Source organism: Staphylococcus muscae (assembly GCF_003019275.1).
In the GTDB taxonomy this organism is placed as follows: Bacteria; Bacillota; Bacilli; order Staphylococcales; family Staphylococcaceae; genus Staphylococcus; species Staphylococcus muscae.
The window spans coordinates 339,727-353,433 of record NZ_CP027848.1; the positions used below are offsets into that span (position 1 = coordinate 339,727).

The window sequence follows — 13,707 nt, forward strand, 5'->3', positions numbered from 1 at the left end:
TGTCGCTTTTGCTATCGGGTGGTTTATAGTATAATGAAACAAAAATCTTTTGGAGAAGGTGACGAAGTCGTGAAATGTCCTAAATGTAACCATACACAATCTCGCGTTGTAGACTCAAGACATGCTGAAGATACGAATGCGATTAGAAGAAGACGTGAATGTGACCAATGTGGCACGCGTTTCACAACTTTTGAACATATAGAAATGAGTCCACTGATCGTCGTTAAAAAAGACGGGACAAGAGAACAATTTAATCGAGAGAAAATTATCAACGGTTTGGTACGTTCATGTGAGAAACGACCGGTTCGTTTTCAACAGCTTGAAGAGATTACGAATCAAGTGGAATGGCAATTGCGTGAATCAGGTATTGCTGAGGTGTCGTCACGTGATGTCGGTGAATATGTGATGGACTTATTAATGCAAGTAGATCAAGTTTCATATGTGCGATTCGCATCAGTATATCGTGAATTCAAAGATGTGGATCAATTGCTCGAATCGATGCAAGGTATCTTAAAAGACAACAAGCGAAGTGAATCATAATGTCGTTATCGATGTATGCAAACACACTTCGTCCTCACGATGGCTTTCAAGTGATACAACAGTTTCGCTTGCAGCCGTTGCACGATGAAATATTAAGTCGCCTATTTACGCCGTTAATTGGTGCGCAATCTGTCGGTATTTATCATTTTTTGAGTCAATTCAGTATGTCATCCGCTGAAGAAGGTCTGACACACTATACAGTGATGTCTGAGTTGAAGATTAATTTGATGAGTTTTAGAGAATATGCAGATTTATTAGAAGGTATCGGTCTTATGCGCACATACGTCCGTCATTCAGATGAGACGACACAATTTATTTATGAGTTATTGCCACCACCAAGCCCTGATGAATTTTTCAATGATCCAATGCTGTCGATTTATTTTTACCAAATCGTAGGGAATCAACGTTATCATCAATTGAAATCGCACTTTATTATACAGACAGTTGATACAACAGGATACGTGGATGTGACGAAAAAGTTTACCGATGTATTCAAAGTGCCGAAGCAATCATTTTATCAGCCTGAGAAGCATCTAGCTGAAACAGAATACAACGGTGTTGATTTGACAGATGTTTCTTTCGACTTCGACTTATTAGCAGATATGTTGCAGACGCATTACATTAGTAAAGAAATACTAACTGAACCGACTAAGACATTGATTGTTCAACTCGCCACGTTATATCGTATTGCGCCAGACCAAATGAAGACATTGATTTTAAAATCACTAAATAGTGATCAGACTTTATCCATTATAGATTTACGCAAACAGGCACAGACACACTTCTTAAATGGCAACCAACAAACGCTTCCGGAGCTTCAGCGTATGAATGCAACATCTGATACGGTGAATCAAGGAGGAGTGGAACATGAAGATGTGTCAGTGGAAAGTTGGGAAGACTGGTATCATTTAATGGATAATACGAGCCCTGTTGTAATGTTAACATCATACGGTGGATCTGAACCGCCATTATATCAGAAGCGTATGATTGAAGAGTTGATGGAGCGAGAAGGTTTTAATTTTGGTGTTATCAATATCCTACTGCAGTATGTTATGCAAAAGATCGACAATAACTTACCAGAGAAATACGTCTATTCTGTCGCATCTACATGGAAAAAAAGCGGTGTCGTGGATGCCAAAACGGCACATCAAAAAGCGATGGAAATTCAGCGCAATGAAGAAAAGGCACAGGAAAAAAGAAAGCAGCCACAACGTCAGAACTATTCTAAAGGGACTGTTTACGAAGAGAAACCACGTTGGATGACGCATCCAGAAGAATTCAAATCAAAAGAAGAAGATTTGGATGTGTTAGAGCGAGATCGGGAAGCTTTCTTGAAAGAATTACAACAAAGTAGAAAGGCGGGTGATGAATGATGAAATCATTTAATCAAATTATGGGGTCGAATAATGCGATTCAAAAGCGTATTGAGAAGATTAAACGCCAAGTGATTAATGATCCTGATGTGAAGGCGTTCTTGGACGCACATCAATCGGAAATAACAAATGATATGATTGAAAATGATTTGAACATTCTTCAAGAGTACAAGGACCAACAGAAGCATTATACGGATAATCATACATTTGAGAACTGTCCTAACTTTGTAAAAGGGCATATTCCTGAGTTGTATGTGGAAAATCAGCGTATTAAGATTCGTTATAAACCATGCCCATGTAAGATACGACATGATGAAGAACGCCTAGCACAAAGTATGATAACATCATTCCATATGCACCCAGAAACATTGAACGCCAAATTGGAAGATGTTTATATGGATCGTCGTAACCGTTTAGATTTGGCAATGCAGTTTAAGACATTGATTGATGATATTGTGAACCAAAAGCCTGTGAAGGGATTTTATTTATACGGTGCACTTGGTACGGGTAAATCATTTATTCTTGGAGCAATCGCAAATGAACTGAAAGAAAAACATGTACACACAACAATTATATATGTACCTGAGTTTATACGAATTTTGAAAAATGGTTTCAATGATGGCACAACTACGAAAAGAATTGAACAAATTCGCTCGGCAAAAGTGCTTATATTGGATGATATCGGTGCAGAAGATATGACACCTTGGGCTCGAGATGAAGTGTTGGGTCCGGTGTTACACTACCGCATGATTCAGGAACTACCGACTTTCTTTAGTTCTAATTTTAATTTTGAAGAGTTGGAAGCTCATATTGCTCGTACGAAGAATGGTGTAGAGTGGACGAAAGCACAACGTATCATGGAACGTATCAAGACATTGGCAAAACCGTATAAATTAGAAGGTGAAAATTATAGAAACCGTTGAAAAAATGCAAAATAGCGTTATAATAGATATAAATGAATCATGTTAACGAATTAGAGGATATGATAGGGTGTTGGTATTACACAGAAAGCTGCCGATGATGAGAGTGCAGTTAATACGGCATCATGTTACTCCCTCAAATAAATAGTATTTGTAATGAATACTCGGCTCAAGACCGTTATCTTATGTAGAGATGTTGCACAACGTGTGACGAATTTAGGGTGGTATCGCGAAGACCTCGTCCCTTTGATGGGATGGGGTCTTTTTATTTTATTCGCCTGTGGATGAGATAAAGGGTAAGTGAGATTGTTGACATGTTTGAAATTAGGAGGATGAATATGGCACAAATTAACGTACGTTTTCCAGATGGTAATAGCAAGGCGTTTGACAAAGGGATCACAACTGAGGATATTGCGCAATCAATCAGTCCAGGGTTGCGTAAAAAGGCGGTTGCAGGTAAATATAATGGGGAAATGGTTGATTTAACACGTCCACTTGAAGTTGATGGTGAGATTGAAATTGTGACACCAGGAAGCGATGAAGCGTTAGAAGTTTTAAGACACTCAACAGCTCATCTGATGGCACAAGCTTTGAAGCGTTTATATGGCGATGTGAAGTTCGGTGTTGGCCCTGTCGTTGATGGTGGTTTCTACTATGACTTCGATATGACTGAAAAAGTATCAAGTGATGACTTCGAAAAAATCGAAAAAACAATGGCGCAAATTGTGAATGAAAATCATAAAATTGAGCGTCGTGTTGTTTCAAGAGAAGAAGCAAAAGACTTTTTCAAAGAAGATCCATACAAACTTGAATTGATTGATGCAATTCCTGAAGACGAACTCGTGACACTCTATTCTCAAGGTGAGTTCACTGACCTATGTCGTGGGGTTCACGTACCATCAACAGCAAAAATTAAAGAATTTAAACTTTTATCAACAGCAGGTGCATACTGGCGTGGTGACAGTAACAACAAGATGTTGCAACGTATTTATGGTACAGCTTTCTTCGATAAAAAAGAGTTGAAAGCACACTTGAAAATGTTAGAAGAACGCAAAGAACGTGATCACCGCCGTATCGGTAAAGATATGGAGCTCTTTACAAACAATCAATTAGTAGGGGCAGGATTACCGTTATGGTTACCAAATGGTGCAACAATCCGTCGTGAAATCGAGCGTTATATTGTCGATAAAGAAGTTGCACTTGGATACGATCATGTATACACACCAGTTTTAGCGAACGTTGAATTATATAAAACTTCCGGTCACTGGGATCACTACCAAGATGACATGTTCCCGGCGATGCAATTAGATGTCGATGAAGCAATGGTTTTACGTCCAATGAACTGTCCGCATCATATGATGGTATATGCAAACAAACCACATTCATACCGTGAGTTACCAATTCGTATTGCAGAGTTAGGAACAATGCATCGTTACGAAGCGAGTGGTGCGGTATCTGGTTTACAACGTGTACGTGGTATGACATTGAACGATGCGCATATTTTCGTACGTCCAGACCAAATCAAGGAAGAGTTTAAACGTGTCGTTGAAATGATCTTGAATGTTTATGAAGATTTTGGTTTCAAAGATTACAAATTCCGTTTGAGCTATCGTGATCCTGAAGATAAAGAAAAATACTTCGATGACGATGATATGTGGAATAAAGCTGAGACAATGTTAAAAGAAGCGGTTGATGAGTTTGGTTTAGAGTATGAAGAAGCAATTGGTGAAGCGGCCTTCTACGGACCGAAATTAGACGTTCAAGTAAAAACAGCAATGGGCAAAGAAGAGACTTTATCAACAGCACAACTTGACTTCTTATTACCGAAAAAATTCGAATTAACATATATTGGTCAAGACGGTGAACACCATCAACCAGTTGTTATCCACCGTGGTGTCGTTTCTACAATGGAACGCTTTGTAGCCTTCTTAACAGAAGAAACTAAAGGGGCATTCCCAACATGGTTAGCACCACAACAAGTTGAGATTATCCCAGTTAATGTTGACCTCCATTATGATTATGCACGTCAAATTCACGATACATTAAAATCACAAGGTGTCCGTGTGAATATTGATGATCGTAATGAAAAAATGGGATACAAAATCCGTGAAGCGCAAATGAAAAAAATCCCATATCAAATTGTTGTAGGGGATAAAGAAGTTGAAAATCATGAAGTGAATGTTCGTCAATATGGTTCAAAAGACCAAGAAACAATGGATGCAGAAGATTTTGTATGGCAATTGGTGGATGAAATTCGTTTAAAAAAACAAAGATAGCATTGCAGAGTGCAGTTTGATACTGTATACTGATATGTAATTCAAAAAATAAATATCCAATTTAGTTAGAGGTTGCATTTTTAATGAGTCGCTTGTCAGAAGCAGAGATGTTGCGTATGTTGCACAAGTTAAAGGTAAAAATGCCGAAGCGAGTTATGAACATCTACATAACTTGTTGGGCTAGTTGTCGAAAGATGCTAGACTGTCACAAACGTGATGTGCTACTTATTTGTTTTAGATAAAGTAAAGGTTACATCATACGTGATGTAACCTTTATTTCGTTATCTAGGAGTAAAGTCATTGATTTGTTCATTTGGTTGACCTCTAGGTGAAAGAAAGGAAGGAAACATGAGTAACGAAAAATTACAAACAGAGAATGGCGTGCAACGTCATTTGAAAGATCGTCATATCTCGATGATTGCCATCGGTGGAGCCATCGGAACAGGTCTCTTTATGACATCTGGAGGAGCAGTACACGATGCTGGGCCGCTCGGTGCATTACTCGGTTATGCGATTATCGGTTTAATGGTATTTTTCTTAATGACATCATTAGGGGAAATGGCAACTTACTTGCCTGTAACAGGGTCATTTAGTACATATGCAACACGCTTTGTAGATCCGTCACTTGGATTTGCTTTAGGATGGAACTACTGGTTCAACTGGGTTATTACCGTTGCAGCTGATGTAACAATTGCTGCACATGTTATCGAGTATTGGGAGCCATTACAATTTTTACCAGCATGGGCATGGAGTTTGGTTTTCATGGCAATTATTTTTGGATTGAATTTACTTTCAGTCCAAGTATATGGTGAAAGTGAATACTGGTTCGCATTTATCAAAGTTGCAACAGTCATCGTCTTTATTATCGTAGGTTTATTAACCATCTTCGGTATTATGGGTGGTACAGCAGTTGGCTTTGATACATTTACACAAGGCGAGGGCCCTATTTTAGGTGACGGTTTCGGTGGTAGTTTACTTGCCGTATTCGGTGTATTCTTAATCGCCGGCTTCTCATTCCAAGGAACTGAGATTGTCGGGATTACAGCAGGAGAATCAGAAAATCCTGAACGCGCTGTACCAAAGGCGATCAAACAAGTATTCTGGCGTATTCTTTTATTCTATGTATTCGCCATCTTCATTATCGGTATGTTGATTCCTTACAATCATCCAGCATTAATGGGTGGTGGAGAAGATATCGCAACATCACCATTCACACTTGTGTTTAAAAATGCGGGTCTTGCATTCGCTGCATCATTCATGAACGCAGTCATCTTAACATCTGTATTATCAGCAGGTAACTCTGGTATGTATGCAAGTACACGTATGCTTTATTCAATGAGTCGTGATGGCTTGGCAGCGAAATCATTTAGCAAGACAAATAGAGATGGAACGCCATGGGTAGCGATGCTTTCAACTGCATTTGTCGTCATTCTTATCTTTATTGTTGAACAAGTCAGTGGTAACGCTTATGAATATATCGTTGCCGCAAGTGGTTTGACAGGCTTTATTGCTTGGTTAGGTATTGCGATTAGCCACTATCGCTTCCGTAAGGCATTTGACGCACAAAACTATGATGTATCTAAACTGAAATATAAAGCAAAATGGTTCCCATTCGGCCCAATACTTGCACTTGTACTATGTGTGATCGTTATTATCGGTCAAGACGTTGACTTTATTCAAGGTGGCGGATTTGATCCGAAACGATTCTTTATCACATACATGGGGATTCCAGTATTCTTATTCTTCTTCCTATATCACAAGTTAAGATATAAAACGAAATTAATTCCATTGGAAAAAGTGAACTTGAGTCAAGATGTTTCAATGGATGAAAAAAACTTTCATAAATATGTTGACTAATAGATAACAACTTGGTATGATTATATCTGTTGAATACGAAACGGACCAAGTAGAAGCAACCCGCTTCTCACCTGTGGCGACGCACGAAGCTGTTGGCAGGTTAACGATATAAACATGTGAGTTTGTTCATGTTAACGTTAGGAGCGGGGATTAATATCCTCGCTTTTTTTCGTGCTTGGACCATTCGTAAAATTTTTGGAGGTGTCAACCATAGCTAAGGATCAAACGCAAGTAAATGAAAAGATTCGCGCTAGAGAGTTACGTGTTATCGGACAAAACGGTGACCAACTCGGTATCAAATCAAAGCAAGAAGCATTGGAAATGGCAGAACGTCTTAACTTAGACGTCGTTGTTGTTGCCCCTAATGCAAAACCACCTGTTGCTCGTATTATGGATTATGGTAAATACAAGTTCGAGCAACAGAAAAAAGAAAAAGAAATGAAGAAGAAACAAAAAGTCATCAATGTGAAAGAAATCCGCTTAAGTCCAACAATTGAAGAACATGACTTCAATACAAAACTTAAGAACGGACGTAAATTCTTAACAAAAGGTGACAAAGTTAAAGTTTCAATTCGTTTCAGAGGGCGTGCCATTACACATAAAGAGATTGGTCAACGCGTTTTAGAGAATTTTGCTGATGAGTGCAAAGATATTGCGACTGTTGAGCAAAAACCTAAAATGGAAGGTCGCCAAATGTTCCTTATGTTGGCGCCAATTAACGAAAAATAAACAATGACAATAGGAGGAAAATCATCATGCCTAAAATGAAAACTCACCGCGGAGCTGCGAAACGTGTTAAAAGAACTGGAAGTGGAAAATTAAAACGCTCTAGAGCTTACACATCTCACTTATTCGCTAACAAATCAACAAAACAAAAACGTAAATTACGTAAAGCAGCACTTGTGTCTAAGAGTGACTCAAAACGCGTAAGACAATTATTAACTTACGTTAAATAATTATAAAAATTAAACGAACGAATATATAAACATCTAAATATGTAGAGATTACATTTAAGAGATTATGAGGAGGAATTTATTATGCCACGTGTAAAAGGTGGAACAGTAACAAGAGCGCGTCGTAAAAAGACAATCAAATTAGCTAAAGGTTACTTCGGTGCGAAAAGCACATTATATAAAGTAGCAAAACAACAAGTAATGAAATCAGGTCAATATTCATTCCGTGACCGTCGTCAAAGAAAACGTGACTTCCGTAAATTATGGATCACTCGTATTAACGCAGCAGCTCGTCAACATGACATGAGCTACTCACGTTTAATGAACGGCTTAAAATTAGCTGGTATCGATATTAACCGTAAAATGCTTTCTGAAATCGCAATCGCTGACGAAAAAGCATTTGCTGAATTAGTAAACAAAGCGAAAGACGCTTTAAAATAATTTTTAAATAGAGAGTTGGTTTGTTTATTTGATAAGCAACCAACTTTTTTTATTTGAATTTGAATAGGAGATCATATTACTTTTGCGTGTCCAGTTAAGGTTTGGTACGATAAAGATAATCCGTGAAAAAGGAGTTAATTATGTCTAAATTTGATGAACAAATTATAGTAGTTCCAAGAGATATTATATTTGATAATGAAAAGCATGCATTCAATGGTTTTATTAGACAAGATGATGTAAAAAGTCAAGCGATCTTTGACACGTTAGGACAGTATGATGTAAAAAGACGAGGTGATATGGAAGAAGATCCGTCGTACAAACAATTGATTTCGTATTGTATCCTTGAAAACGAAGATCAAGACATACTCGTCTATCAACGTCTGTCAGGGGGCGGTGAATCACGATTGCATGGCTTAGCATCGATTGGCGTTGGCGGCCATATGAATGATGTGCCGAATCAAAAAGATGTAATGGCAATCATTGAAGAAAATACGAGTCGTGAACTGTTGGAAGAAGTTGGGCTTGCGGTGAATGAAACAGCAGGTTTACAACATGTTGGTTTTATTAATGATGATTTGAACGAAGTAGGACAAGTACATCTCGGTGTTGTTTTCAAAGTACAAGTACAAAAGTCACAAGTAGAAGTGCGAGAAACAGACACATTATCTATTCAATGGCAATCAATGGATGATATTAATGATCTATCTCAATTTGAATCATGGAGTGCGCTCATATTAGAAAAATGGAACTAGGTGATGTGAATGTCAGAACTCATACCGTTTCCGAAGTTAAAACAAAAGCTTTGCTCAGATATTAAACAAGCAATTGCAAAAGAACAATACGACATAGCATACGATTGTTTTGTAGAATACGAACAATATTTTGAAATGACAGAAGCACTTGCGTTGATGAAATGTCATGTATTGTGGGAAACTGAATCTTATTTAGAATTGCGTGAAGAAGCGCATATTTTGTTGGAACAAGGCTATACATCTCAAGATGAGTTGATGATATATTATGTCAAAAGTTTATTTGCTTTGGAACAATATCAATCGGTTGTTTCAGTAGTAGATGAGATTCTAGATAATGTGAAGGCACACCAGACACGTATGATTCTGTTACCTTTGAAAGATCAAGCACAGCATCAATTGAACAAACGACAAGAAGATATGCAAGTACAGTTACAGCAGTTTGATCAATTATCAGAAGGGCCACGTACAGAACTTATATTGTCTATGATTGATGATAGTGCCTATTATTTTGCTGATACGATAGCTTATTGGATTATGCAAGATGATGTATCGGCGTCGTTACAAAGTTTAATGCTTGAATATTTACGATTTGCTCGGTACAATCAAAGCATTCAATTGGAAGTTAATGGGGAAGAAATAACAGTAGTTCCTGCACAATTGGAAGGGTTTGATGTGACACGATTTATGGAGTCGATTGTTCCAGAAGTCATTGCACAATTGGAAAATGACTACCCGTCTTTGGTACAAGAAGCACGTATTCATCTTAATGCACATAATATTGCCATGTATCCATATGACATCACGCAACTTGCAGATGATCAGACTTGGATCCAAACTTACGTGTATTATTTTGAAGAGATGATTGGTGTGTCACCATCATTTTCAGCGGACACTCATATTTTATCATTCATTAAATTGTTAAATACATAAGTAAGTCCCTTGAAACACGACTTACCTATGTTATAATAAAGAAGTTGAAAAATTTTAAAAAAGGATTTCATGGAGGTTTTTATACATGACAGCAACATGGGAAAAAAAAGAAGGTAACGAAGGGTTACTAGAAGTAACTGTACCTGCTAAAAAAGTAGACGAAGCATTAAATCAAGCATTCAAAAAAGTAGTTAAAAATATTAACGTACCTGGTTTCCGTAAAGGTAAAGTACCACGTCCGATTTTTGAACAACGTTTCGGCGTAGAAAGCTTATACCAAGATGCGCTTGATATCTTATTACAACCAGCATACAGCGATGCAATTGATGAAACGGGTATCAACCCAGTTGCGCAACCTGAAATTGACATCAAACAATTAGAAAAAGGAAAAGACTTTATCTTTGAAGCAACTGTAACAGTTGAGCCAGAAGTAGAACTTGGTGATTACAAAGGTTTAGAAATTGAAAAACAAGATGTGACAGTAACTGATGATATGGTTGAAGATGCTGTAAAACAACGTCTTGAAGCAATGGCTGACATGGTTGTTAAAGAAGACGGTGCAGTTGAAGAAGGCGACACTGTAAACTTAGACTTCGATGGTTATGTTGACGGTGAACAATTCGAAGGTGGACAAGCTGAAGGTTATGACTTAGAAGTTGGTTCAGGTTCATTTATTCCTGGATTTGAAGAACAATTAGTAGGTTTGAAACTTGAAGAAGAAAAAGACGTTGAAGTTACATTCCCAGAAGAATATCACGCAGCAGAGTTAGCAGGGAAAGCTGCAACATTCAAAGTGAAAATCAACGAAATCAAAGCAAAAGAAGTACCAACATTAGACGACGAATTAGCGAGCGAATTAGACGCAGATGCTGAAAACGTTGACGCATACAAAGCGAATGTTCGTACACAATTAGAAGAAGCGAAGAAAAATGACGCTGAAAACTTACAAAAAGAAGAAGCGGTTATCAAAGCTGCTGACAATGCAACAATTGACATTCCAGAAGCGATGATTAGACAAGAACAAGATCGCATGATTCAAGAGTTTGCTCAAAACATGCAACAACAAGGTTTAGACTTGAAAACATACTTCGAAATTTCAGGTCAAACAGAAGAAGATATGCGTGAGCAAATGAAAGATGATGCAGAACAACGCGTTAAAACAAACTTAACATTAGATGCTATCGCAAAAGCTGAAAACATCGAAGCAAGCGATGAAGATGTTGATAATGAATTACAAAAAATGAGCGACCAATTCGGTATCTCAGTTGAAGACATCAAAAAGACTTTAGGCAACTCTGATCTTATTAAAAATGATGTCCGAGTTAGAAAAGTAATCGACTTATTAATTTCAGAAGCAAAATTAGTAGACGCACCAGCTGATAGCGAAGCGTAAACTGAACACTAATCTGAATAAAGATAGGACAATGCTGGTTTGTTCACACGAACGAATCATATGATTTCAAAAATGTAACTTGCCAGAGCGGGATAAAGAAATCTAATCATTTTATAGATTTCTATCCCGCTTTCATTGTTTTATGCAAAAAACTTGAAAGACAGCGTGATTGCATAATAAAATGCTTTCTAGTATAGTCGTAGAGGATAGGGGTGTAATACAAAATGTTTAAATTCAATGAAGACGAAGAAAACTTAAAATGTTCTTTCTGTGGTAAAGATCAAGACCAAGTCAAAAAGTTAGTGGCTGGTAGTGGTGTTTATATTTGTAATGAATGTATTGAATTGTGTGCAGAGATTGTAGAAGAAGAACTCAATCATACTGAAACAGAAGAACTTACTGAGTTACCGACACCGAAAGAGATCATGGAAGAATTGAACCACTATGTGATCGGACAAGAGAAAGCGAAAAAGTCTCTTGCGGTAGCTGTATATAATCACTATAAACGTATTAACCAATTAGGTCCTAAAGAAGATGATGTTGAATTACAAAAAAGTAATGTCGCTTTAATCGGACCAACAGGTAGTGGTAAAACACTATTGGCACAAACACTCGCACGCACATTAAATGTACCGTTTGCGATTGCCGATGCTACAAGCTTAACAGAAGCGGGTTATGTGGGTGAAGATGTTGAAAATATATTATTACGTTTAATTCAAGCGGCTGATTTTGATATTGATAGAGCTGAAAAAGGGATTATTTACGTTGATGAAATCGATAAAATTGCACGTAAGTCAGAAAACACGTCTATTACACGTGATGTATCTGGCGAAGGTGTCCAACAAGCATTGTTGAAGATTCTTGAAGGTACAACAGCAAGTGTACCCCCACAAGGTGGACGTAAGCATCCGAACCAAGAATTTATCCAAATTGACACAACTAATATTTTATTTATTCTTGGTGGTGCGTTTGATGGTATTGAAGAAGTGATCAAACGTCGCCTTGGTGAAAAAGTCATTGGTTTCGCAAGCAGTGAAGCGTCTAAATATGACGAAACAAGCTTGTTAGAGCATATTCGTCCTGAAGACTTACAATCTTACGGTTTAATTCCAGAGTTCATCGGACGTGTACCGATTGTTGCGAACCTTGAAACATTAGATATTGCAGCGTTGAAAAATATTTTAACACAACCAAAAAATGCATTGGTAAAACAATATACGAAAATGCTTGAACTTGATGATGTCGCTTTAGAATTTACAGAAGAGGCATTATCAGCGATTAGTGAAAAGGCAATTGAACGTAAAACAGGTGCACGTGGATTACGCTCAATTATTGAAGAAGCACTGATCGACATTATGTTTGATATTCCTTCAACTGAAAATGTCACAAAAGTAGTGATTACAAAAGATACGATTGTGAATGAAACAGCACCGGAACTTTATGACAGTGAAGGTCAATTGTTAAACGATAGTAAAACATCTGCATAATTGATGAAAAGCTTAAGATGATGTGTCTGCATGTCTTAAGCTTTTTTGCTGTTCAAGTATAATAATGAGCGATAAAATGAATCTATAATATATAAGCGGTATAAGGAGAGAAACCATGAAGATTAATCCAAATCATGTTGAGCTCATCATCAGTGCGGTGAAAAAAGAGCAATACCCAGAGATGGGTTTACCAGAGGTAGCATTGAGTGGGCGCTCAAATGTAGGGAAGTCAACATTTATTAATAGTATGATCGGTCGTAAAAATATGGCGCGTACTTCACAACAACCGGGTAAAACGCAAACACTTAATTTTTACAATATTGACGAACAGTTGATTTTTGTTGATGTACCTGGATATGGTTATGCAAAAGTAAGCAAGAAACAACGTGAAGCATTCGGTAAAATGATTGAGATGTATTTAACAACAAGAGAAGAATTAAAGCTAGTTATTCAGCTCGTAGATTTGAGACATCCACCAACAGAAGATGATATTTTGATGTATGACTACCTGAAGCACTTTGATATACCAACACTAATCGTCGCAACAAAAGAAGATAAAGTGCCGAAAGGAAAGATACAAAAACACATCAAACGCATCAAACAAGATTTAGACTTAGACACCAATGATAAAATCATCAGTTATTCATCGCTGTCAAAAAGTAAACAACCGGAGATTTGGGCAAGTATTGATGCCTATATTACAGATGAAAGTATGGAATAAACGGACATTTGAATAAATCGTGGACAATAAGAATGGTTCTCAATGGAATCCTATTGAATCTAAA

At 37.4% G+C, this 13,707-nt stretch carries 13 protein-coding genes, 1 riboswitch and 1 other annotated feature; all 13 genes read left to right on the forward strand.

Annotated features, from left to right (window positions below):
• The first annotated feature begins 69 nt into the window (after nt 1–69).
• Nucleotides 70–540, forward strand: a complete 471-nt coding sequence (nrdR, locus tag C7J88_RS01580; RefSeq protein WP_095118124.1) for a transcriptional regulator NrdR — start codon at nt 70–72, stop codon at nt 538–540.
• A complete protein-coding gene (gene dnaB, locus C7J88_RS01585; protein ID WP_095116537.1) occupies nt 540–1,913 on the forward strand; it encodes a replicative helicase loading/DNA remodeling protein DnaB in 1,374 nt (457 codons plus the stop codon). The genes nrdR and dnaB overlap by 1 nt, the downstream gene beginning before the upstream one ends.
• A complete protein-coding gene (gene dnaI / locus C7J88_RS01590; RefSeq protein WP_095118125.1) occupies nt 1,913–2,836 on the forward strand; it encodes a primosomal protein DnaI in 924 nt (307 codons plus the stop codon). The genes dnaB and dnaI overlap by 1 nt, the downstream gene beginning before the upstream one ends.
• Before the next feature lie 335 nt (nt 2,837–3,171).
• Nucleotides 3,172–5,109 (forward strand): threonine--tRNA ligase, encoded by a 1,938-nt coding sequence (gene thrS / locus C7J88_RS01595; RefSeq protein ID WP_095116539.1) that lies wholly within the window; start codon nt 3,172–3,174, stop codon nt 5,107–5,109.
• Between the two features lie 58 nt (nt 5,110–5,167).
• Nucleotides 5,168–5,341: riboswitch (Lysine riboswitch) on the forward strand.
• A gap of 116 nt (nt 5,342–5,457) precedes the next feature.
• On the forward strand, nt 5,458–6,966 hold the full coding sequence (locus C7J88_RS01600; protein WP_095116541.1) for an amino acid permease: 1,509 nt from the start codon (nt 5,458–5,460) through the stop codon (nt 6,964–6,966).
• A gap of 41 nt (nt 6,967–7,007) precedes the next feature.
• Nucleotides 7,008–7,143, forward strand: a sequence feature (ribosomal protein L20 leader region).
• Between the two features lie 24 nt (nt 7,144–7,167).
• Nucleotides 7,168–7,695, forward strand: coding sequence for a translation initiation factor IF-3 (gene infC, locus C7J88_RS01605; RefSeq protein WP_095118126.1), 528 nt, complete (start codon nt 7,168–7,170; stop codon nt 7,693–7,695).
• 26 nt (nt 7,696–7,721) lie between these two features.
• The gene (rpmI, locus tag C7J88_RS01610) at nt 7,722–7,922 is read left to right on the forward strand and encodes a 50S ribosomal protein L35 (RefSeq protein WP_095116545.1); all 201 of its coding nucleotides are present in this window, start codon (nt 7,722–7,724) and stop codon (nt 7,920–7,922) included.
• An 81-nt stretch (nt 7,923–8,003) separates the two neighbouring features.
• Entirely contained in the window at nt 8,004–8,360 is a 357-nt protein-coding gene (rplT, locus tag C7J88_RS01615) for a 50S ribosomal protein L20 (RefSeq protein WP_095116548.1), read from the forward strand.
• A gap of 140 nt (nt 8,361–8,500) precedes the next feature.
• The gene (locus C7J88_RS01620) at nt 8,501–9,112 is read left to right on the forward strand and encodes an NUDIX domain-containing protein (protein ID WP_095116551.1); all 612 of its coding nucleotides are present in this window, start codon (nt 8,501–8,503) and stop codon (nt 9,110–9,112) included.
• Nucleotides 9,113–9,121: 9 nt separating this feature from the next.
• Complete coding sequence (locus C7J88_RS01625; RefSeq protein ID WP_095116553.1) at nt 9,122–10,042, forward strand: hypothetical protein; 921 nt, start codon at nt 9,122–9,124, stop codon at nt 10,040–10,042.
• Between the two features lie 85 nt (nt 10,043–10,127).
• Nucleotides 10,128–11,435, forward strand: coding sequence for a trigger factor (gene tig, locus C7J88_RS01630; RefSeq protein ID WP_095116555.1), 1,308 nt, complete (start codon nt 10,128–10,130; stop codon nt 11,433–11,435).
• Between the two features lie 224 nt (nt 11,436–11,659).
• Nucleotides 11,660–12,922, forward strand: coding sequence for an ATP-dependent Clp protease ATP-binding subunit ClpX (gene clpX / locus C7J88_RS01635; protein ID WP_095116557.1), 1,263 nt, complete (start codon nt 11,660–11,662; stop codon nt 12,920–12,922).
• Nucleotides 12,923–13,037: 115 nt separating this feature from the next.
• Complete coding sequence (gene yihA / locus C7J88_RS01640) at nt 13,038–13,643, forward strand: ribosome biogenesis GTP-binding protein YihA/YsxC (protein ID WP_095116559.1); 606 nt, start codon at nt 13,038–13,040, stop codon at nt 13,641–13,643.
• Nucleotides 13,644–13,707: the final 64 nt, after the last annotated feature.